General features: G+C 69.8%; 19 protein-coding genes. 8 read left to right on the plus strand and 11 right to left on the minus strand.

Features of this window, described 5'->3' with window-relative positions; translation table 11 throughout:
* The first annotated feature begins 5 nt into the window (after positions 1-5).
* Positions 6-1,649, plus strand: coding sequence for a hypothetical protein (locus ACFYP0_RS06415; RefSeq protein WP_386994739.1), 1,644 nt, complete (start codon positions 6-8; stop codon positions 1,647-1,649).
* A gap of 226 nt (positions 1,650-1,875) precedes the next feature.
* On the opposite strand, the gene ACFYP0_RS06420 is transcribed toward ACFYP0_RS06415, so the two are convergent.
* Positions 1,876-2,346: an FxLYD domain-containing protein gene (locus ACFYP0_RS06420; RefSeq protein ID WP_355501679.1), complete on the minus strand. Its 471-nt coding sequence runs from the start codon at positions 2,344-2,346 to the stop codon at positions 1,876-1,878.
* A 594-nt stretch (positions 2,347-2,940) separates the two neighbouring features.
* Between ACFYP0_RS06420 and ACFYP0_RS06425 the strand changes: the two genes are divergently transcribed.
* Positions 2,941-3,408, plus strand: coding sequence for a hypothetical protein (locus tag ACFYP0_RS06425; protein ID WP_386994741.1), 468 nt, complete (start codon positions 2,941-2,943; stop codon positions 3,406-3,408).
* 21 nt (positions 3,409-3,429) lie between these two features.
* Here the strand turns inward: ACFYP0_RS06425 and ACFYP0_RS06430 are convergent, their stop codons facing one another.
* From ACFYP0_RS06430 to ACFYP0_RS06440, 3 genes are all read right to left on the minus strand, one after another.
* Positions 3,430-3,573 (minus strand): hypothetical protein, encoded by a 144-nt coding sequence (locus ACFYP0_RS06430; RefSeq protein WP_386994743.1) that lies wholly within the window; start codon positions 3,571-3,573, stop codon positions 3,430-3,432.
* Positions 3,574-3,753: 180 nt separating this feature from the next.
* Positions 3,754-4,356, minus strand: coding sequence for a response regulator transcription factor (locus ACFYP0_RS06435; protein WP_386994745.1), 603 nt, complete (start codon positions 4,354-4,356; stop codon positions 3,754-3,756).
* Positions 4,353-5,507: a sensor histidine kinase gene (locus tag ACFYP0_RS06440; protein ID WP_386994746.1), complete on the minus strand. Its 1,155-nt coding sequence runs from the start codon at positions 5,505-5,507 to the stop codon at positions 4,353-4,355. Before ACFYP0_RS06440 ends, ACFYP0_RS06435 begins: the two co-directional genes overlap by 4 nt.
* 107 nt (positions 5,508-5,614) lie before the next feature.
* On the opposite strand from ACFYP0_RS06440, the gene ACFYP0_RS06445 reads away from it, so the two are divergent.
* The 3 genes from ACFYP0_RS06445 to ACFYP0_RS06455 are packed head-to-tail and all read left to right on the plus strand — an operon-like array spanning position 5,615 to position 7,919.
* Positions 5,615-6,496, plus strand: a complete 882-nt coding sequence (locus ACFYP0_RS06445; RefSeq protein WP_386994748.1) for an ABC transporter ATP-binding protein — start codon at positions 5,615-5,617, stop codon at positions 6,494-6,496.
* Positions 6,497-6,522: 26 nt separating this feature from the next.
* Positions 6,523-7,242 (plus strand): ABC transporter permease, encoded by a 720-nt coding sequence (locus tag ACFYP0_RS06450; protein ID WP_386994750.1) that lies wholly within the window; start codon positions 6,523-6,525, stop codon positions 7,240-7,242.
* Complete coding sequence (locus ACFYP0_RS06455) at positions 7,239-7,919, plus strand: GOLPH3/VPS74 family protein (protein ID WP_124853612.1); 681 nt, start codon at positions 7,239-7,241, stop codon at positions 7,917-7,919. Before ACFYP0_RS06450 ends, ACFYP0_RS06455 begins: the two co-directional genes overlap by 4 nt.
* Before the next feature lie 435 nt (positions 7,920-8,354).
* On the opposite strand, the gene ACFYP0_RS06460 is transcribed toward ACFYP0_RS06455, so the two are convergent.
* Positions 8,355-9,557 (minus strand): low temperature requirement protein A, encoded by a 1,203-nt coding sequence (locus tag ACFYP0_RS06460; protein WP_386994752.1) that lies wholly within the window; start codon positions 9,555-9,557, stop codon positions 8,355-8,357.
* Positions 9,558-9,847: 290 nt separating this feature from the next.
* Between ACFYP0_RS06460 and ACFYP0_RS06465 the strand changes: the two genes are divergently transcribed.
* A complete protein-coding gene (locus tag ACFYP0_RS06465; protein ID WP_386994753.1) occupies positions 9,848-12,058 on the plus strand; it encodes a hypothetical protein in 2,211 nt (736 codons plus the stop codon).
* A gap of 214 nt (positions 12,059-12,272) precedes the next feature.
* Positions 12,273-13,358 carry a hypothetical protein gene (locus tag ACFYP0_RS06470; RefSeq protein WP_386994755.1) on the plus strand — a complete coding sequence of 362 codons (1,086 nt, stop codon included), beginning with the start codon at positions 12,273-12,275 and terminating at the stop codon, positions 13,356-13,358.
* Positions 13,359-13,489: 131 nt separating this feature from the next.
* On the opposite strand, the gene ACFYP0_RS06475 is transcribed toward ACFYP0_RS06470, so the two are convergent.
* The 6 genes from ACFYP0_RS06475 to ACFYP0_RS06500 all read right to left on the minus strand — a co-directional run bounded on the left by ACFYP0_RS06475 (position 13,490) and on the right by ACFYP0_RS06500 (position 20,319).
* Positions 13,490-13,882, minus strand: coding sequence for a nuclear transport factor 2 family protein (locus ACFYP0_RS06475; RefSeq protein ID WP_124853615.1), 393 nt, complete (start codon positions 13,880-13,882; stop codon positions 13,490-13,492).
* 176 nt (positions 13,883-14,058) lie between these two features.
* The gene (locus ACFYP0_RS06480) at positions 14,059-15,954 is read right to left on the minus strand and encodes a CocE/NonD family hydrolase (protein WP_386994758.1); all 1,896 of its coding nucleotides are present in this window, start codon (positions 15,952-15,954) and stop codon (positions 14,059-14,061) included.
* A 128-nt stretch (positions 15,955-16,082) separates the two neighbouring features.
* The gene (locus ACFYP0_RS06485) at positions 16,083-16,661 is read right to left on the minus strand and encodes a TlpA family protein disulfide reductase (RefSeq protein ID WP_386994759.1); all 579 of its coding nucleotides are present in this window, start codon (positions 16,659-16,661) and stop codon (positions 16,083-16,085) included.
* Positions 16,658-17,092, minus strand: coding sequence for a hypothetical protein (locus tag ACFYP0_RS06490; RefSeq protein ID WP_386994762.1), 435 nt, complete (start codon positions 17,090-17,092; stop codon positions 16,658-16,660). Before ACFYP0_RS06490 ends, ACFYP0_RS06485 begins: the two co-directional genes overlap by 4 nt.
* Before the next feature lie 85 nt (positions 17,093-17,177).
* A complete protein-coding gene (locus tag ACFYP0_RS06495) occupies positions 17,178-19,223 on the minus strand; it encodes a M6 family metalloprotease domain-containing protein (protein WP_386994764.1) in 2,046 nt (681 codons plus the stop codon).
* 178 nt (positions 19,224-19,401) lie between these two features.
* Entirely contained in the window at positions 19,402-20,319 is a 918-nt protein-coding gene (locus tag ACFYP0_RS06500) for a dihydrodipicolinate synthase family protein (protein WP_386994767.1), read from the minus strand.
* A 255-nt stretch (positions 20,320-20,574) separates the two neighbouring features.
* On the opposite strand from ACFYP0_RS06500, the gene ACFYP0_RS06505 reads away from it, so the two are divergent.
* The gene (locus ACFYP0_RS06505; RefSeq protein WP_386994769.1) at positions 20,575-21,804 is read left to right on the plus strand and encodes a PucR family transcriptional regulator; all 1,230 of its coding nucleotides are present in this window, start codon (positions 20,575-20,577) and stop codon (positions 21,802-21,804) included.
* The last annotated feature ends 58 nt before the right edge of the window (positions 21,805-21,862 follow it).

The following is a 21,862-nucleotide window of genomic DNA, read 5'->3' on the forward strand; positions in this document are numbered from 1 at the left end:
GCACCTTGAAGATCGTCCGGTTGAAGACCGGCTCGACATGTGTGACCCTGCCCGATGAGCAGGTCATTTTCGTCGATCCAGTCCTGACCCGTGAGGACATGGCAGAGGTCATTCGAACAGCGCTGCCCCAGGTTCATCCCGACGCCGTCGGGCACTGGATCGAGGCCGCGATGCCCTCCACGACTCCCCTCGCCGTCCCGCAACCAAGCCGGCGGGAGCGCCGGGCCAAGAGCGGCCGGCACGCCGCCAGCAGGGTCGGCCGTGCCGGCATGCAGCTGACGTCGATGGCCGCGGCGGCCGCCCTGGGGGTGGTCGTCGTGCCGCTCGTCCAGGGCGCGGGGTCGACGCCCGTGGCCGCCGCCGAAGCCTGGCAGAACCCCGTGTTCAGTCGGATGGAGGTCGGGTCCGCTTGGGACTGCCGGGGCACCGACAACTCCGACCTGGTGGCTACCTGCACCACGCCGGACGGCACGGTGATGCACGCCGAGGCGTGGGTTGGGCCGAACTCCTTGACCTTCATCTTCACCTACCGGGACGCCAAGACCGGTCTGCAGCACCGCAACACCCTCAAGGTCTTCGCCTCCGAGGGTGGCGTGCAGGCGTGGATCAGGACGAGCCCAACGGACAAGGCTCTGCTGCCGGACCTCGTCGTCGGCGACCGGTGGCTCATGTACGGCAGCGATCGGAACCGGTTACAACAGTGGGCCGAGCGGCTGAGCGAGGACGTCGTCCTGCCGGCGGATATCTCCGAGGTGGCCTTCAAGATGGGGCTGCTTCCCGCCCCACGCCGGGCGGAGTCGAACGCCCGCGAGATGGCCCACGTGGACGAGATGATTCGCAAGGCGGCGGCTCGGATTCTCGTGGGCGATGAGTCGCTGCCGATCCCTACGACGACCCCGATCGAGGTCGCGCCGGGTCCGGGCGGGGCTGAGGAGGTGCTCGCGCCAGTCCAGGAAGGTCCGGTGCCCGGAGTGATCCCGCCTCCCCTGGCGACTCCGGCCGAGCCGCCACCGATGCCCGCTCCCCCTCCAGCGTCCCCGCCGGTCACCGGACCAACTCCACCGCCGACGACTCCGGCCGAACCGCCACCGATGCCCGCTCCCCCTCCAGCGTCCCCGCCGGTCACCGGACCGACGCCACCGCCGGCGACTCCGGCCGAGCCGCCACCGATGCCCGCTCCCCCTCCAGCGTCCCCGCCGGTCACCGGACCAACTCCACCGCCGACGACCGGTACCGGGGACGAGGCGCCGGTTGACCAGCCGCCGACCGACAGTGAGCCCGGTGGCCAGGTTCCCGGCAGCGCGCCCGTCGACGAGACGCCCGGCGCCGACGTACCCGAGGGTGAGGCCTCTGGCAATGGGGCTGGCGACGAGCCGGGCCGGCCGATGGACCCGGTAGTCGAGCCCACCGGGCCGGACGAGCCGGTAGATGACGGGTCGGCCGGTCAGCCGCAGGAGGGCATCGGCGGAGGTGAGCCGGGGCAGGGGCCGGCTCAGCCCGGCGACCTCCCGGCCGGGGATCCCCTGGCTGACCCGATCGAGGTGCCTGAAGATGAGAACACCCCGTTCCTCGACGGACTCGTGGCCGACAGCGCAACGGGGCACGGCCGGACGCCTCAGCGCATTGAGGGCCATCCCGGCACCGCGTAGCAGAAATACCGAACGGCCCCCAGCAGCCTGCTGGGGGCCGTTCGCTGGGCCGCGCGTCTGCTCGAACTGCTGCCCTCGGGTGGCACACCTGGACTTCGGCAGTGCTCTTGGACCGAGACGAGTCGGTGGACATCGGCGCAACGCCTGTCTCGCGTCACCGCCGCCGAGCGCGCCCGCCCGAGCGCGAGCCCGGCGAGCGTGATCGGCGCGATTCGGTGCAGCCGTATCAGGACACCTTGTCGACCTTGCAAGTGATCTTGCCCGTAACCTTCTGGCTCAGCAGGATCGAGCCCTGCTCGACGGCCTTCTGGCCCGGCCGCACGTCGGACACGATGCTGCTGGTGTTGCCGACCCGAGTGCCCTTGGCGTCGTACACGAAGACGTCGATGAAGTAGGTGTTCTGGTTCTCGCTGGAGTTGTTCACCTCCAGGTCAAACTTCACGTTCGGCAGGAGGTCGCTGTCCGCCGAGTCGATCTCGCACGTTTTCAGCACGACGTGCCCGGCCTTGGCCTCCTGATCCTTGCTGACGTCGCTCGCCGCCTTGCCGACCAGGGCGCTGCAAGCGACGAAGCCGCCGCCGCACAGGATGACCGACAGGCCAGCGATGATCAGGAAGATCTTCAGCCCCGTCGACATCCTCTTCTTCTGCGGGGGCGGCGCAGGCACGTAACCCGGCGCGGGGCTCTGGTTCGACATTCGCTTGCCTCTCGGTCGTGGTGGTTCACCTTCCGGAGCCTTGACAGGCCGGAAGGTCCAGCTGTGCAGATGTGCTGCCGCGGCCGTCATGGACGACATGCGCTGTATAGCGGCAAGGAACAGCCTGTACAGCGTCAGGGAACATAGCGCTGGCGAATTGCCTCGTCAACTCCGTCAGCGAAATCAGCAGAATTGCCGGATGCCTCCACCGGCGGGCCGCTGGCCGTTCAGCTGACCAAGACTTCGACAGTTCTGCGCGAACTGGAAATGCAGCGGTCAGTGCTCCAAAAGGGACCAAAAGGAGTCATCCGTCCGGCCGCCAGTCACCGCCCGCACCACCGGCGTGCTGAACGGACCACTGTTCTATCGATCGAGCGGAAACGCGCGCACGAGCCATGTTTCAGGACGACCTTCAGACACTGGCGAACCGACTGGCGGGTTCGGCCAGCACGGCGAACGCCGTACAGGCGCAGCTCGACTCGCCGGTCGCGTCATCCTCAGAAGGTTCGCTCCGCGGTCGCCGATCCGGCGGTCGGGCGGCGATTGCTGACCGCCCTGCTGGATGTCCTGCCCGCCTTGGCGGACACTCGGCCGGTGACCTATGCGGCAGCGGGCGACAGTGCACCGGAGGGCGACGACGCCGAGCCCGTCGACCTTGACTGGGAGCGGGCCAGCAACCTCAACCGCTGCCAGGAGCCCACGGACATCGACGCGGCCTTCGACCGCGGGGAAGAGCACGTCGGGGCGGCACTGATCGCTCTGGTCTACAACAACCCCGACACCGACGCGGTCCTGCCCAGGGTCGCCCGCGGGTTACGCTCGCCGAATCCGGAGACCCGCCGGCAGAGCCTGCTCGCGTTGATGCACACCGCCCGGCTCCACGGCCGGGTGGATGACATCACGCTGGAGCTGCTGCACGGACTGCTGCACGACCGCACCCCGATCAGCGCCGGGAGCCCGTACGAGGTGTGGGGCACGGCGACCCAGACGGTCGGCGACCTCCGGGCTTTCCTCCCGTCCGAACAGCTGCCTGCCTGGGTGAACGCCTTCACCGACTACTGACGGTTTGATCGCTCGGGCCGGTCAGCCCGCTCGTGTGGCCCGGGCTCGCCGCTCGCGCAGCCAGACCAGCACCACCATGGCGACGTTGACGGCGCCGAAGATCAGCAGGGACGCGTCACCGGAGTCGGTGGACCGGTCGATCGCGAAGGCCTCGCCGTCGGCCATCACCGTGTTGACGGTCGTGAACAGGACGCGGCGGCGGGCAGCACGCTGCTCGCGCGGTCAGGGCGTTGTCGTAGCCAGCAGCGCCGGCCTCGCCTGGTACCCCACCGTCCGGCCCGCGCCGGCGTCGACAGCGAAGGCCACCAACCAGCCGGAACTCGCGGTCCGCGACGATGGACGCGTCTACAGCCAGTCGTGTTCGCGGGCGTAGCGGGCCGCTTCGTGGCGCGTCCGGGTCTGGGTCTTACGCATCGCGTTGGAGAGGTAGTTGCGCACGGTGCCCGGAGCGAGGTGGAGCCGAGCGGCGATGTCGACCACCGAGTAGCCCTCGCCGGTGACCCGCAGGACGTCGACTTCACGGTCGGTGAGCGGGCAGTCCTCGGTGACGGCGAGCACGGACACATCCGGGTCGATCCAGCGTTTTCCCGAGTGCAGGGTGGCAATGACCGAGGTGATGTGGGCCGGCTCGGCGGACTTGCTGACGAAGCCTTGGACGCCGAGCTTCAGCGCCTTGCGCAGCACGCCGGGGCGGGCGTGCCGGGTCAGCATGAGGATCACCTGCTCCGGTCGCTCGCGGCGGATCTCGGCGACCGCGCCCAGGCCGTCCACGCCCGGCATCTCCAGGTCGATGACCAGCACGTCGGGCCGGTGAAGCAGGGTGGCGGCGATTGCCGTCCGGCCGTCCTGCGCCTCGGCGAGAACGGTGATGTCGCCCTCCATCGGCAGCAGCGCGGCCAGGGCCGTGCGCAGCAGCGCCTCGTCGTCGGCGAGCACGATGGTGGTCATCGGCCGTCCTTCCCGCTGACCGTCGGGGCCGCGTCGGCCCGAGCGGGTGGGAAGACCGCAGCGGTCAGGAACCGCCCGTCCTTCTGTTCCACGGTCAGCTCACCCCCGTCGCCCGCCACCCGTTGCCTCAGTGCCGCCAGTCCCCTGAGTTCGGGGGCCGTGGTGGCGGTCACGCCGTCGTTGACGATGGTGATGCCCGACGCGGCGAGCGTGATCTGCACCTGGGTGGCCTGCGCGTGCCGCAGGATGTTCGTGGTCGTCTCCCGCAGCACCTGCCCGAGCAGTTCGCTGGCGCTGGCATCGACCTCGGCCTCCCGGGTCACCCGGACCCGGATGCCGGCGGCCTCGAACAGGTTCTTCGCGTTCTCCATCTCGGCGGTGAGGTTGAGCCGCCGTTGCGCGTAGGCGAGTTCCTTGGTCTGCGCGATGGTGTCGCTGACCAGCGCGTACGTCTCCCGCAGCTCTCTTTCCGCCCGAGCGGCGTCGCGGAGCAGCAGTCGCTGGGCCAGGGCGATCTTCAGCTTGACCACGTGCAGGGTGTGGCCCTGGATGTCGTGCAGGTCGCTGGCGAACCGTACGCGCTCCCGGACCACGGCCAGCTCCGCCTCGCGTTCCCGGGTCTGTTCGAGTTCCCGGATGAGGTCGTAGAACCGCTCGCCCACCACGGTGAAGGCGGTCACGACGACGGTGAGGGCGGTCGGGATGAGAACGTAGGTGACCAGGACGTGACCGATGTCGTCTCGCTGCACCAGCAGCCGCGCCGCGCCGACGGCGGCGACGTAGGTGAACAGCCCGGCCATCACCAGCTTCCGGCGTCGTCGCACCTCGCGCAGGGCAAGCGAACCTACGGCGCAGAAACCCCAGTAGGCGTTGGGGCTGCCGGTCACCAGGACTCCGAGCGGCCAGACCGCTGCCGCTACGACCAGGCAGGGCAGCGCGACCCGGGCGAGGTCGTTGGCCGTCCACCGTTCGAAGGCCACCACGGCCGCCACGGCCCCCGGCGCCAGGACGACGACGTGCCACCAGGTACGCGCATCGGTGTAGAGCAGGACCACCGCGGCGAACACCACCGGCGGCAGTGACGTGGCCAGGTTGAGCCGGCGCAGTCTTCCCTGCGTCGACTCGGTGAAGCGCGGCGATCTCCCGGTCACCACCTCAGTATCCGGCAGCCAGGGGCGCCGACCAGTGACACCACGTCACATGCGGTGATGACGTGGTGCCACTGACGGGTCGGCCGCGCCCGCGCTGTCATAGGTGCATGTCCACCACACCTGTCATCGAAGTCGAACGGCTGAACCTCACCTACGGCGACTTCCACGCCGTCAAGGACCTCTCCTTCGAGGTACGGCCCGGAGAGCTCTACGCACTGCTGGGCACCAACGGAGCCGGAAAGACCTCGACCCTGGAGGTTGTCGAGGGACACCGGAGGCCAACCTCGGGCGCCGTACGCGTCTTCGGGCACAGCCCCGACGACCGCCGAGCGGTACGTCCCCGAATGGGTGTCATGCTCCAGGAGAGTGGATTCTCCCCGGACCTCACCGTCCGTGAGTCCGTCGGCCTGATCGGCCGACTCACCGGACGCACCGACGACGTCGACCGGGTACTCGACCTCGTCGACCTCAGCAGCCGAGCCCGCCGCAAAGTGGCGCAGCTCTCCGGCGGGGAAAAACGCCGACTCGACTTCGCCACCGCCGTCTACGGCACCCCAGAACTGATCTTCCTCGACGAACCAACCACCGGCTTGGACATCCAGTCCCGCGACGCCGTCTGGACGAGCGTCGACCGACTCCGCGAAAACGGCGCCACCATCGTGCTCACCACCCACTACCTGGAAGAAGCACAACAACGCGCCGACCGCATCGGACTAATGCACCAGGGCACCCTGCACCGCGAAGGCACCGTGACCGAACTGACCCGCACCCTGCCCGCCGTCATCCGCTTCACCATCCCCGCACCGGCACCGGCGCTGCCGCTGCAGGCCGCCGTCGACGTGGACGGAAAGGTCGTAGTCGAGACCTTCGAGCTGCAGAAGGACCTGCACCTCCTACTCGGCTGGGCACAGGACCACGCCATCGACCTGCGGGACCTGGCGGCCGGGCCAACCCGCCTCGACGACGTCTTCCGCGCCATCAACAACTGACCCGCCATCTCGACAGGAGCGCCACCGTGTTGCCCATCGCCTCCAGCGAACTGATCCAGATCTTCCGCAACCGACTAGTGCTGATCACCAGCCTCATCATCCCCGTCGTCGTCAGCGCCTACTTCGTCCGCCAACACGACACCTTCGCCGACCTCGGCAGCCTCGGCTACATCGCCGCGATCATCCTGTTCACAATCACCGCCTTCGGCCTCTACACCACCGCCGTCACCACCCTCGCCTCCCGACGCCAGAACCTCTTCCTCAAACGCCTGCGCTCCACCGCCGCAACCGACACCACCATCCTCGCCGGCCTACTACTACCCGTCGTCGTCCTCGCCGGCGTGCAGGTGACCGCGATCCTGACCGCCCTCGCCGTGGTCGCCGGCGCACCGGCGAACATCGCCCTGCTCGTGGTCGCGACCACCGCCACCCTGGCCATGATGATCGCCCTGGCGCTGGCCACCGCCGGGCTGACGAACTCACCCGAACACGCCCAGGTCACCACCCTTCCCGTCTCCCTCGGCGTGATCGCCGTGGCCAGTTGGGTAGGCATCACCGGCACCGAGAATCTCGCCGCGCTCAAGCGGCTGCTGCCCGGTGGCGCGGCCACCGAACTGACCATGAACGCCTGGAACGGCGGCGTCGCCGTGACCGACTCCCTGCTCCTGCTCGCGCCCACGCTCGGCTGGGTCGTCGTCGCCGTCGCTCTGGCCACCCGACTCTTCCGCTGGGAGCCCCGCCGATGACCACCGAAGCCCGGTTGGACGCGCCGACCCTGGTGGAAGATCTCCTGCTGCTCCTGTTCCAACCCAGGTCCGGGACCATCGCGGGAGAGAACACCCTCTTCTACGTCCTCGGCGGGGCGGTTCTCGCGGACCTCGCCCTCGGCGGTCACCTGACCACCGAGGGCCGAGGGCGGGTCAGCAGCGTGGCGGGTCACCCACCATCGGACGGTCTCCTGCGCCCGGCGTGGGACTACCTCGCCGAGAAACCGAGGGGGGTGCAGACGGCCCTGGCCGCGATCGGTCCCGCCCTGCGCAAGCCGGTGTTGGAGCGGCTCATCGCGCGAGGCGACATCGACCAGGAGCCCCGTAAGGTGCTCGGCCTGTTCCGGACGACGGCCCTACGCGACGGCAGAACCGAACGACGGGCCCGCCTGCTGGCCGACGTTCGCCGGGTCCTCGTGGACGGCGCGGAGCCGCAGGCCCGTGTTGCCGCGCTGGCGGCGCTGCTCTCGGCGAGCGGGACGCTCCCGCAGTTCCACCGCGAGATCCCCTGGACGTCACCGGTGATCAGCCGAGCCAAGGAACTCGAGCGGGGCGACTGGGGCGCCGACGCCGCGGCGGCGGCCGTGACCCGCACCGTGACGGCCACCGTCGTCAACAGCGCCGTCGCGGCCATCACCGTGCTGCCGCGAAGCTAGCGGTGCCTGCGCACCAGGCCGCAAAAGGGTGGCCGGCGCCTCCCGTGATCAGCGCGCTTCCTAGCCTCGGTCGGCAACGATGGGCGGCGTGGCTCGGCGGATGAGACTGAAGACGCGCACGACCTACCTGGGGAGGCACCGTGACTCAGCTCTCGCAGCACCAACGGGGACGGTGCCCCGTCTGTAAACGCCTCGTACCCCTCACCGCTGACGGCAGGGTTGCTCGGCACAACGGCACCATTCGTGCCTACGCCCCGCCCGAAGAGTGCCTCGGGGGTGGACAGCGAGCGGACGCCACGGGGTCATGAGCAGACAGCCGGACGATGTCCGGTTCGTTTCCCCACGCGGGATCGCCCTGTCGCAGACGCTTGCGCCGACCAGTGGAACGAATGCGCGGCCGCCGACAGCCCTGAGCCGGGTGCATCGTGTTGCCGCTCACTCTCTGGGATTGGGCGGGTGCGGCCCTTCGGGCGGTTTTCCCCTGGCGTGGACGGCGTCGGAAGCCGCGATGCTGGCGAGGACGACGACGGCGGTGACGGCCACGGCCAGCGGCGGCAGAAGGATCATGAACGGCGAGGCGCCGGCAAGCGCCAGAGCGCCGACGATCCGGGAGTGGGACACCCGGGCGAATACGGCATGTTCCACCAGGGCTCGTCCGATCAGGAAGAGCATCGGTCCGCCGAGAACAACGAGGATCCACGCCGCGTTGGTGTGCCCGAACGGATGTTCGATCACGATTTCATATCCGACGGCAGCAGCGACGATCCCGGCCACCATGAGTACGTGCGCGAGGAAAGCCTCCCGGATGAGGTGCGCGGGCTCAGCGGCGGCTCTGATGGCTTCGGGCAACAGTTGGCCCGCCCTGAAAACGTAGACGCGAAACAGCAGCACGGTCGTGATGAATGAAACCGCGAAGGCTGCCGCGGCTCCTCCTTTCCGGAACGAGGTGTCGCTGTAGGCCGACCCGGTCGTCAGAATGAGTTCGCCGAGGGCGATGATGAAGAATTGTTGGTAGCGCTCAGACAGGTATTCGGCCAGGACGGGCCATTGCCGTTGGGTGGGGCGGGACCACGGCGCGGGATAGAACAGCAGCAGTGCCGCACCGTCGATGGCGATCGCGAGCGTCCACAACAGGCTGCGGGCCAGATCCGTCGCGATCGCGCCGGCGATCCACGGCACGGCCGACAACGTGAACCAGAAGAACACTCCAGCCGCTCGGCGCTGAGCCTCGTGGCCACGCAGCATCGGCACGATGATCAGCCCACGAACGATGTGGACGGCGACGTACGCACCAGCGAAGGCCAGACTTCTGTCACCGAACGCGTGCGGCACCGCGACTGCCATCACCAGCGCCCCGAGCATGGCCGTGTAGACCAGCACCTGAAGCTGGGGCCGCTGTGGGTCGTAGAGGTCGGTAACCCACGCCGTGACGAACCACAGCACCATGAAGGCCAGCAGCAACAGCAGCGTCTCGCCAGCCTCGACGAGGACGACTCGCTGCTCGGTAAGCTCCTCGACCAGCCGCTGCGAGACCCGATTGAGGGCAAAGATGAAGACCAGGTCGAAGAAGAGTTCCAGAAGGCTCGGTCGCTGCGGTTGCCCGGGTTTCCGAAGCAGCGCTGCTGCCCTTGTCGACATGGGCCGCCCATTCCTGCCGGCTTCGCCTATCTGGGTATTGGTACCACGCCGGGCCGGTCGTCGAGTCGATACACGAAGAATGCCAGCGGACCACCCACCGCTTGGTAGGCGTCGCGATTCCCATTCCTCCGTCGGGTCGGTCCACCACCGGTAACAGGCACGAAGCGTCGCGCTACGAGCACGGGGTTGCACCTGCCTTCGCGGGGTACGCCCGTTGCGCCACACGGGCGCCGTCGGATCACCCGAGCGGGTCGGTGTGAGCCTCGTACACGCCGGGAGGCCGGTACCGGATGGATCAGCGAGACGGGGGCGGGCGCGCTGGGGCTGACGGCTTCGTGGAACTGCGGGTGCACGGGGTGTCCGCCACCGGCCCGGATGACCTGCTGGATCGACCGCACGTGCAGCAGGTGGCGGGTGACCACCGGGGCGGCTTCTACCGGCCGCGGCCGGAAAACCACGAGGACGGCGAGGCGGGCGGAGTGACGCTGGAGGCCTACCGTTGGAACAACCTGCCTGCTGGCAACGCGGTGCGAACGCTGTCGATGGTGATCCTGTTGCCCTTCATGCTGATCAACCTCGCCATCTGGATGCGTCCGGTCGGAGCCGGCTCCGACCCGGTGATCAAGGCCCTGTGCCGGTTGTTGGCGCTCACCCTGACCCTGATGTACGTGCTGAGCATCGTGGGGGTCGCGCTGGATGTGATCGCGTGGAAGTGCATGTCCTCACCGGAGTGCCTGGCCGGACGCAGTTGGCTCTCCTGGCTCGGAGGGCGTCCTGCCGGACTGCGCCTGGCGGTGCTCGCGCTGGCACCGGCTGCGGCCATCAGCCTGGTGTGGGGGCTCAGCGCCCGCCCGGCACTCCCGGCTGACGTATTCCGCGCGGCTGACCAACCTCTTGCGGCGGACCGGCTGACCGCCGTCGGCCGGTGGGACAATGAGCCGCTGGTCGGTCGACTGCGCTCGATTCACGTCGCGGCGGCGTTTGCCACGCTGGATCTCAGCCTGCTCGGAGCCCGGGCCGCACAGGGTTTGTCGATCGGCACCGTCGCGCTGACGGCAGCTGCCGGACTTCTGTTGATCACATGCGCGGTTCTGCTCTGCACCCCACCCCTGACCACGCCCACGGAGTTGCGGCTCGACCGATTGGTCAGCGCGCTACGCACGATCGCCCTCGCTCTGACCGTGCTGGTCTGGATCCACGTTCTGACCAGTTCGGCATCCTGGCCGGAGCGGAACGGACTGCCCGGCTACAACCTGACCGTCGTCGGACTGTTCATCGGTCAGGCAGTGCTGCTGGCTGCCCTGGGGGTGGTGCTGTTCTGGCACCGGGGTCGAGATCCGGATGTGGCGCCCGCGCTCGGGTTCGGCGCCCTGGCGACCTCCGTAGCCGCGATCAGCCTGGCGCTCACGTTCTCCGCCGAGCTGCTCTATCGGGTGTCCGACGTTCTGAACAGGGGCGCGCCCACCGCCGAGGCGTTGATAGCCAGCCCGCCGCCTGCCTGCATCTGGGCGATTCTCGGCTTTTCGCTGGCGGTGCTGGTGACGCTGGCCGTCGCCGGCGTGGTGTCGGTGGCGTCACGACCAGGGCGGATCCGGGCCGCATCGGCAATCGTTGCTCGTGACTTCCCGGACGCGCCGACCGATGCCACACCGCGACTGCGGCAGGTGCGCAGAATCTTGGCCCGGGCCCGGTTCACCGAGCGGCTGATGCCGCTTGCGGTGCTCTACGCCTGCCTCGCCGGGATCGGCATAGCAGCGGTCGCGCTCGGCCTGCTGCCGACGCCTCCCGGCGAACTGGTCCAGCGCTACGTCGGGTTGCCGGTCAGCTTCGTCAACTTCAGCATCGGTGTCGGCAGCTATCTGATCGCCGCTCTCATCATCGGCCTGATCGTCGGTGGAATCTTCGCCCATCACACCCCTGGATTCCGCCGGTACGTCGGCGTGCTGTGGGACCTGGGCACGTTCTGGCCCAGAGCCGCGCACCCGTTCGCGCCACCGTGCTACGCCGAACGTGCCGTTCCCGAACTGACCTGCCGGATCACCCACCTCGTCGACTCCGGCAACGCGGTGGTGCTCACCGGGCACAGCCACGGCTCCGTCCTGCTCGCCGCGACAGTGCTCCAACTGCCGCCACGGGTCACCGAGCGGGTCGGGCTGCTGACCCACGGTTCGCCCCTGCGACGGTTGTACGCCCGCCTCTTTCCCGCGTACGTCAGCGACGAGGTGATCCACGAGATCGCCGACCGGGTGGACTGGCGGTGGGTGAATCTGTGGCGGGACACCGACCCCATCGGGGGTCGCGTCTTTCCGCCGCACGGCCCCGACGAGGCACCCGCGGCGTGCGACCGGGAGGCGACGGTGGACCGTCGGCTTCGCGACCCGTACGGCGTCACACCTCCGTCCGGCGACATCTTCCCGCCACCGATCAAAGGACACCGGCCCTGCGAATCCGAGAAGGCGTTCACTGACGCGGTGCGCCAGCTGGCCGACCACCTCCGCTGAGCAAGCGGTCAGGCGCCGGCTGCTCCGCGTCGCTCACCGGATCGGCCGTCCGGGGCACCGATCCCGGGGCTGCCTGAGGTCTCGGTTGCACTGCTCAGAAGTTGAGCCACGAGTGGCGGACAGCCGACACCAGAGCACGATGTAGCCGACTGTGACCATCACGTCACTACGCGCACACTCCTCTCCGACATGTTCCCGTCGACTGGAGGAACAGATGCGTCTCCGATCGTTCGTCACCACGGCACTGGCCGCCGTCCTGGCCGCCGGCGCACTCGCGCCGCCGACGCCGGCTGCGGCGGCCACCGCCGACCGCTGGGGCTTCGCGTACGTCAAGGACCCCACGGTGCCGGTCTGGACCGTGCTGGACACCGGCCGGCAGTGGGGCAGCTGGAAGACCGCCTTCCCAGCCGCCTGGGCCGACGGCATCAAGCTCGCACCCGGCCGGTTCCAGGTCCGCTTCCCGCAGATAGGTGCCAGCTCACGCGGCGTGCCGCACGTGACCCCGGTGAACCGGACCGGTCACTACTGCGAGGTGGTCCGCTGGTTTCAGTCCGGCACCGACGAGATCGTCGACGTGCAGTGCCACAAGCCGGGCGGCACGCGCGACGACACTCCGTTCACAGTGCTCTGGACGACCAGCTCGGGCGTGCTGCCGGCCGGCACCTCCCACGCGTACGTGCAGTGGAGCAGCGGCCTGGTAGCGCAGTCGTACAACTCCACCGGCGGCGTGAACACGGTCGGGCCGCTGGGCGTCGGGCAGTACCTGGTGCGGCTGCCCGGGGTGGGACTGGCCGATCTGCTCGCCGGCAACGTGCAGGTCACCGCCGTGCAGCCGAACGCCGGTCCCCGCCGCTGCAAGGTCTACTCCTGGAGCGCGGTCGGCACCGGCGTGCAGGTGTACGTCTTCTGCTACGACCAGGCAGGCGCGTTCATCAACACCGACTTCGTCCTCTCGTACCACCGTCGGCGGCCGGTGATCGGCTCCCTCGGCCCGCCCTCGTACTTCGGCTACCTGGGTACCGCCGTCGGCGGGCCGACCAACGACAACTCGGTGCTCGGCGTCGGCGCGAACACCGTGGCGCCGCTGGCGCCCTCCGGCCGCTATCTGGCGACCTTCCCGCAGGTCGGCATCAAGGAGACACACGCCCAGGTGGTGGCGCAGGGCGCCGGTAGCAACTACTGCCACCTCACCCAGCCCTGGACGTACACCACGAACGCCGACGTCGACGTCATCTGCTTCGACAACGCCGGCGTCGTCACCCCACACCGCTTCCTGGCCACCTTCACCTCCCGGCTCTGACGTCGGGCCGCGCCGGCGGTGGCACTTCCGCTGCTGCCGGCGCGGTCGTGGCCCGGTGCTCGTGGTAGATCATCGACCTGGGGAGTGTGGACCAGACGGAGGCGTGCAACGAGCGACCGGCTGCGGCCGAGCTAACCGGCGGTCGCCTCACGCTGGATCTGCTCGAACTGGGCGGCCATCGCGGCGGCCAGAGTCTGCGCGGCGGACAGTGGGCGAACCATGACCGTGAACTCATCGATCAGGCCGGTTTCGTCCAGGTGCAGGAAGTCGCAACCTTCGATGGCGACGTCGCCAATCTTCGCCTCGAACACCAGCGCGTGATCGCGACCCCCGTCGCCGCTCAGCTCACGGACGTACCGGAAGTCCTCGAAGACCCGCAGCACGCCGCGCAGGATCGCTGCGGTGATGGCCTTTCCCGGGTAGGGCTTGAACGCCACCGGGCTGCGGAAGACCACATCGTCGGCAAGGGCCGCCGTGATGGCATCGGGATCGCGTGCTTCAACTGCCGCGCGGAAGTCGATCACCAAGCCAGCGTACGGGGTCTCCCAGGCGGCCGCTTACCAGTACTCGTCGAGTCTGCACCGCGCAGCAGCCAGTGCGGGCAGCGGGACGGCCCGGCGATCGTCGGCCCTCCGCCGGAGGGTTGATCGCCGGGCCGTCTCGGTGACGAGCCGCGCGTGGCGGCCCGCCGGTCAGCCGGTCAGAGGCCGGCGGCGTGCGCGGTGGCGGTACCGCCGACCACGGGTAGGACGATGTTGCTGCTCTTCAGCGCGACCTGCAGATTCGCGGCGGTGGTGTCCGCCTGGCTGGAGTACTGCGGGTAGCTGGCCACGATGATCACGCCGATCCGGTGGCCGGGCTTGAAGACATAGTCCTCCGGCAGCAGCGGGAAGCTGAAGTTGTACGACTCCCCCTGCACCAGCGGCACGGCGACGCGGATCGACTGCCGGTTCTGGGCGTCCATGATGCCCTTGGTGACCAGCTCGTAGTCGGCCGTGGCCACCCGCTTCGTGGTCTGCTTGTAGCAGCCGTCGTCGGTCGGGCTGCTCTGGCCCCAGCAGTCCTCCGTGGTCAGGGTGATGATCCCCTCGCCGGAGGCCCGGTGCGCGACCCGCTCGTCGGTGCCGTAGTCGACCAGGATCGCCCCGAGGTTGGTGTCGGTCTGGTCGGCGGAGGCCCGCAGTTGCACTGTGGGTGTGCCGGAGATGTGCAGCGGCGCGGAGAGTGGCGCGGAGAGGAAGGCCAGCCGGTTGGGCTGCACCACGTCCGGGTTGAGGATCATGGTGTTCTGGCTCTGCGTGCGGCTGTCCTGGAACGCGCCGGTCGCCGGCTTCGCGGTGGGCACCAGCCCGAGACCGCCCGCGCCGGTGGTGCCGGGCTGCAGGAACACCTCCGTGTCCGCCTTGCCGGGGATCGGCCAGTCGGCGTGGGTCTCCCACACGTCGGCGGACCGCTCCAGGTCCACCCGCGGCTCGTCCATGATGCCGTTGGCGACGTTCTGCAGCCAGAAGTCGAACCACCGGTGCAGCGTCGACACCCACACCGCGCGGCGCGAGTCGAACGGGTCGACGTGACCCTCCTGCGACAGCCACAGCTTGCGCGGCACGTTGTTCTCCGCCAGGGCGTACCAGAACTTGCTGAAGTGGTCCGGTCGGACGTTGTCGTCGTTGAGGCCGTGGTAGAGCAGCACGCTGGCGGTGACGTTGGGGACCTTCTTGACGTAGCTGCGCTCGTTCCAGAAGGCCGTGTAGTCGCCGTGTTCGTCGCCGTCGGCGGCGCCTATCGCGTCGCGCACCGGCTTGCAGTACTCCCGGCGCTCAGGGTTGGTGACGGTGTTGGCCAGCGACGCCACGTAGCTGTTGCCACGGGTGACCACGCCGTTGCTGCGCACGTAGTCGTAGTACTCGGTCGGTCCGCTGATGGGCACGACCGTGGTCAGGCCCTTCACGCCGGTTACCGCCGTGGCCATGGCCAGCGAGCCGTCGTACGACTTGCCGATCATCCCCGTCTTGCCGTTGTGCCAGTCCGCCTTGACGACCTCACCGGCGGCGTTGCGGGCGGTGGCCCGGCCGTTGAGCCAGTTGATGGCCTGCTTGGCGCTCAGGTTGTCCTGGTTGGCGTTGGTGGTCGGGCAGCCGGTGGAGTTGTTGGTGCCGACCATGTCCAGCAGGATGACCGCGTAGCCGCGCGGCACGAAGTAGTTGTCGTAGAACAGCGGCCACGTGTCGAGCAGCCCGTCGCCGTCGAGGTCCGCCTTGCATTCGGACTCGTTGCCTCGGCAGACCGTCGAGTAGTAGGGGCTGGCGTCCATCACCACAGGGGCCTTGAGCCCCTGCGCGGTGGCCGCCGGCCGCATCAGGTCGAACGCGATGATGTCGCGCAGACCGTCGTTGTCGCTGTCGAAGGTGGAGTCGATGAACAGGCGTTCCCGGATGGCGTCGGCGTAGCCGAACACCGGCTGGGTGACGCCGTCCTGGACGACGATCGACGGCGGGCCGTCCGCCGCCAGCGCCTGCGGCGCCGCGCCGAGGGCGGCGAGCACAGTCGCGGACAGTACGGCCACGCCTGTGCGCCAGCGCGTTCCCACTGTAGGCATGCAATCTCCTTGATGTGTCCGAGGCTGCGTACGCTACGAGCCGACGGCCTGTGCCACCACCTGCACGTGTAGGAACTTCACCGGGTGTGGTTCGACGCGGGCCGCACCGAGGTGCCTGCGCGACGGGACTACGGCTGGTCGGCCAGCACCAGCTCCCTCAGCCGCTGGTCGAGCGTCGAGGCGTCCAGCCCACCCGGCCAGCCGCGGAGCAGGGCGCCACCCTTGGCCACCAGCACGACAGCCGGGGGCTCCCGCACCGCGTACGAACGCCAGATCGTCTGCTGGTCGTCCAGGACGACCGGGTACTCCACCCGGTGAGCGCGGAGGTAGTCCTGGACCCTGTCGGCCTGGTCCGCGCCGGCCACGCCGACGAAGACCACCCGGTCCCGATAGCTGCGGGCAAGCTCGCTGAGCGCGGCCTGGCTGCTGGCGCAGGTGGTGCACCAGGAGCTGAAGAAGGTGAGTACGACGGGACGCTGCGCCCACAGCTCGGCGGCGGCGAACGGTGTGCCGTCGGTCAGCGCGCCGGTGAACGCCGGGGCGGCCGGGGCGGTGCCGGGCGCCGGGCGCAACGCGAGGCCGGCGGGGACCGGCCCGGGCAGCGCCGCCGCCCCTCCGGCGGGCGCCGGCGCAGGCGCGGGCTCGGGCGTGCTGCATCCGCCCAGCAGCGCCGCCGCCAGCAACAGCGGCAGGAGTACCCGCCTCATGACGGGACCACCGCCACCAGCGCCGGGCCCTCGCTGCTGTCCGGCGTCAGGTCGAGCGCCGGCCGGCCGTCCACCTCCAGCCGATAGGAGGTCCGCTGCGGCACGCGCACTCCGACGGAGAACTCGCAGTAGGTGGGCATGCGCTCGACCCCCAGATCCTCGGCGAAGGCGGCCACCGCAGTCCCCGCCGGCAGCTGCCCGCTGGCCAGCGCCGCTCCGTCCGGGGCGAGCACGCGGAACGGCGCCCGGTTGTGGAAGTGCTGGTACGGACCGGTGCCGGCGCAGTCCACCCCCGCGGCCCGGATGTTGATGTCGCGAACCAGGACCCGGACGGTCGTCGGATCGACCGCCTCCTGGGCGGCGCCGACGGTGCCGCAGCCGGTCGCGCCGGCCAGCAGCAGGGGCAGCAGAGTCGTGATGCTTCGCCGCACGTCATCCTCCTTCCGTCCACCTGCCGGGTCCGTGGCGGCCTACCGCCACGGACCCGGCAGGAACGGGGTCAACCTCGGGCGTCGGTCAGGACTTCTCGACCCGGCACTGCTTGGTCACCGTCTTCGTCGGGTCGCTCTCCGAGGTTGCGGTGAGCTTCACGAAACCGGTGTCCGCGGCGGCGGCGGTGGCACCCACCGACACCTTGACCGTGGTGGCCTTGCCGAACTGCGCGGTGGCGAGCTGGTTGGGCAGCCAGGTCCGCCAGCCCTTGCCGGCCACCTCCGCCGACAGGCGGTAGACGTCCGACTTCAGGTACGCGCTGACGTTCTCCGGGTGCTGCTGCCCGCCGGCCGAGTAGGAACCGGTGTTGGTCAGCTCGAACGAGCAGGTCACCCCGCGGTTGGTCGGCTTGCCGCCGCCGGTCACCTCGCCCTTGCCCAGCAGCACGTCGTGACTGCTCGGCCCGCCGGTGCCGTCCAGCGACCGCACCGCCACGGTGTAGGAGAGCGAGCCGGCCGAGTCCCGCTTGAGGTCGATGATGTAGAAGTGCAGTCGGTTCGCCTCGTCGACGTACTCGTACTGGCTGCCGGTGTCCGCGCCGGCGTGGAACAGCGCGTCGGAGAGCTGCCGGTAGTCACCCATGGTGATCTTCTGCGGGGTGCCGTCGGGGCGGTAGAAGTCGATCATGTCGATGTCCTGCGGGTTGGCGTCCACCACCCACTGGAACGGCGCGCTGTCGGCGTTCTTCGTCTTGCTGACCAGCACGCCGCTGTCCGGGGTGAAGGAGTCCGCGCCCATCCGGTCGACGACCTCGACCGTGTAGTTGTTGAAGTTGCCACCGTCGCACAACGGGTCGGTGCTGACACCACACGTCGGCGACAGGTCCTTGTTCAACGCGATGTTCACGCCGCTCAGACCCTTCGGGCCGGCGTCGACCGCCCGAGACGTGACCTGCGCGACCACCAGACCCGAGGAGGCCAACGACTCCCGCGACAGTCGCAGCACGTGCTCCTCACCGACCAGGCCGATCTTGATCTTGTCCCGCAGGGTGTGCAGCGAACCCATCGAGCCGCCGTTGGTCGGCGGGATCTGCCAGCGGGTGTGTGGACCGCCCGGGCCGTTGAACGACCCACGCGACATCATGCTCCAGATCCCGGTGTACGCCCTGCGCAGCGGCTCGCCGTACGGGTTGTTGTAGTTGTCGCCGATGCCCAGCAGATGGGACAGCTCGTGGGCGTAGACGCCCATGCCGGAACTCTCCCCCTGCGTCGAGGAACCGCCGCCGGCGTTCGGCCACAGTGTCGCCGCCGCCTTCCACGAGGTCCAGTCCACGTAGCGGGTCTTCGCCCAGTTCGGCAGGTTGGGGTCCGGCGGGCCCCAGGCGTCCGGCACGTCCTCCTTGTTCTGGAAGATCATCTGCCCGAACTCCTGCCAGGTCGACGACTCGTCCTGGCCAGCGCTGAGGATGAACACCAACTCGTACTGGTTGGCGACCTCCTCGCCGACGGCCGCCCGCCAGGCACCCAGGCCGTCGGTGCGGATGTTCTTGCCGCACACGTCCCCGCTCGGGCAGGCACCCGGGTTGAACCCGTTGTCCAGCCCGTACTGGTAGGACTTGGACGGCATCTGGTACGGCCCGAACCCGGTGAGGTCGACGCCGTAGCGGCCGTTGGAGTCCTGCATCCAGTACTCGTGCAGGGTGTGACCCTTGTTGAGGGTGTTCGGCGTGTTCAGGAAGTCCTGGTAGAACTTCGGCACGTCCGCCCGGGGAATGTTGGTCGCGACGGACTGGGGGTTGCCGAAGACGGTCGAGCGGGCCCGCTGGGAAACCGCGAACGTCTCATCGGGATAGTCGAGCGCCACCAGGGCGATCTTGAAGTTGCGGACCGAGCCGGACACGCTCGGGTCGGCCCAGTTCTTGCCGGGCACGGCCTTGTAGTCGTTCCAGGTCATGGTGTCCGGGTTCTGCCAGGCCTGCGGATCGAGGACCTGGAACGGCGCGGTGCCGCCGGCCGGATTGGCCGGGGCCGCGGCGGCCTGCGCCGCGCCGGTCGCCACGAGCGTGGTCACCACGGCTGCGGCCAGCACGGCCCGCCTCAGCCGGGTGCGGTGGGGGGTAGCACGGTGCACGGAACCACCTCTCGTCGGAGGGAACACGGCGCTGGCGTCCCGGTGGGGGTGTAGCGGAACATCTGTCAGCAGGCCGCGCAGCGAATCTAGGAGTACGGGCCGGTGCCGGTCACTGTGCAGATGTCGGCAGGTGGGCCGGCGACTTCCGACACCTGAATGACCGGCGCCCACCGGGGGATCAGCCAGGGCCGGCCCCGGAAGCCGGATCGGACGTTGCCCCGAGGGCCCGCAGCACGTCCCGGCGCACCCGATCGGCGGCAGTCCCGGACAGGGGTCCGCGCGGTGGACGGCACCGCCCACCGAACCGTCCGGCGCACTCCATGGCGAGCTTGACGGCCTGCACGGCTTCCGGCCCGGAGGCCCAGCCGAGGATCGGGTGCAGCTCGGCATAGAGCGCCAGCGCCCGGCCCAGGTCGCGGGCGACGCACAGCTCGTACAGGCGCACGGCCTGGCGGGGCAGCGCGTTGGGCAGGGTGGCGACCCATCCGGTGGCGCCGCACAGCACCAGTTCGAGCACCACGTCGTCCGCGCCGACCAGCACGTCGACGTGCGGGCAGAGGTCGCGCAGGCGGTGCAACCTGCGGACGTCGCCGGTGACCTCCTTGACCGCGACGATCCCGTCGATCTCGGCGACGGTCGCCAGCAGGTCCGGTGTGAGGTCCAACCGGGAGTCGTACGGGTCGTTGTGGACGACCACCGGCAGGCCGACCGCCGCCACCTCCCGGTAGTGGGCGACCACGTCGGCGGCGCGGGCGGCGGGCCCGTCGGGCGGCCGCGCGAGCACGCCGTGGGCACCTGCCTCGGCGGCCTGCTCCGCCCAACGGCGGGCCTGCCTGCTGCCGTAGCCACCGACGCCGGGCACCACCGCGCAGCCGGACGGCGCGGCCTGCACCGTCGCCCTCACCACGGCGGACCGCTCGTCGTCGGAGAGGGCCCGGTACTCCCCCATCGACGCGCAGGGCGCGACCCCGTGGCACCCCTCGGCGGCGAGCCAACGGACGTGTTCCTGGAGCTTGTCGAAGTCGACCGACAGGTCGGCGCGAAACGGCGTGGTGATGGCGACCAGCACGCCCCGCCAGGGCCTACCCGTTCCCACTCGGCAATCCCCTCCCCACCGGCGCCGCCCGTCATCACGCCCGGACCGTGCGCGGCGGCGCTGGTGCGATTCGTACCGGAACCCTAGAAACGTCTGTCGCCCCCGGTCTTCGGACAGATGCCGGAACAGTCGCGACGCCGCCCGTCTTTTTGTCGCGACTTCGACAGTGGACCTTGCGCGATGACCCACCCGCACCGGAGGGTAAGGACTGGCGGTCGCGCGATCCCTGTCACGCAGCGCAACCAGGGGAGTTACATGCACGGTGAGCTCCAGCGAATCGTCGACGCCGTCGCCGCCCGGGTGGGGCGACCCGCCCTCATCGAGGACCGGCGACAGCGGGTGGTCGCCTACAGCGAGCACGACGGCCCGATGGACGACGTCCGCCGGACGTCGATCCTGCGCCGGCAGACGACGCCGGAGGTGATCGCCTGGTTCCGGGGCATGGGGGTGCTCACGGCGCACGCGCCGATCCGGACCCCCGCGTGCGCCGAGCTGGACCTGCTGGCGAGGGTCTGCGTGCCGATCCGGCACGACGACCTGCTGCTCGGGTTCGTCTGGTTCATCGACGCGGACGGTTCGATGACCGACGCCGACATCGCCACCGCGACCGGCCCCTTCACCGACCTGTCACTGGCCCTGTACCGGGAGAACCTGCTCGGTGAGCTCGCCTCACAGCGGGAGACCGAGGCCACCCGCACCCTGCTGGTGGAGAGCCGGCAGGCGCGCGAGCACGCGGCGCGGGCGCTGCTGGAGGAGGGCGTGGTGGTCGCCGACGGGTCGACAGTCGCGCTCGTCGCCCAGCTCGTGCCGGCCGCCGGACGGCAGCCCGACGAGGTGGCCCGGATCGCCCTGGAACAGGCCCTGGTCACCACCCGCCGGTGGATCGGCGTACGGGAGACGCTGCACCTGGTCTGGCACGACCACGGCGTGCTGCTGGTCTGCGGCGACCGGGTCGCCGGCCGGCCCTCACCGGAAGCCTCCGCCGGGCACCTCAACGACGCACTGGGCACCGCGACCCGGGGCCTGGCCTCGGTGGACCGGACGGTGACCGGGGTCGGCCAGCCCCGCGCCGGGCTGTCCAGCGCGGTGGAGTCCTACCAGGAGGCCGCGCAGGCCGCCCGGGTGGGCACGCAGCTGCCCGCGCTGGGCGGGGTGGTCTCCTGGGCCGGCCTCGGCATCTACCGGGTGCTGTCTCAGTTGGACAGCCAGCACCTCGACGTCGCCGGTGTCCATCCCGGGCTGGAGCGGCTGCTGCGCGACGACGCCCACCAGGTGCTGCTGGAGACCCTGGAGGCCTACCTCGACCTGGCGGGCAACGCGCACGCGACCGCCGAGAAGCTCCGACTGCACCGGACGACCCTCTACTACCGGCTGCAACGGGTGGAGCAGCTCGCCGGGACCGACCTCAAGGACGGCAACGAACGGCTGTGCCTGCACCTGGCCATGAAGCTCGGTCGGCTCAGCGGCCATTACCGCACGCCGTGACACCCGCCGCGCGCCCACGGGGCCACCGCGGGCAGCAGAGGCTGACCTGAGCGGCCGT

This window comes from Micromonospora arida (genome assembly GCF_042873195.1).
Classification (GTDB): domain Bacteria; phylum Actinomycetota; class Actinomycetes; order Mycobacteriales; family Micromonosporaceae; genus Micromonospora; species Micromonospora arida.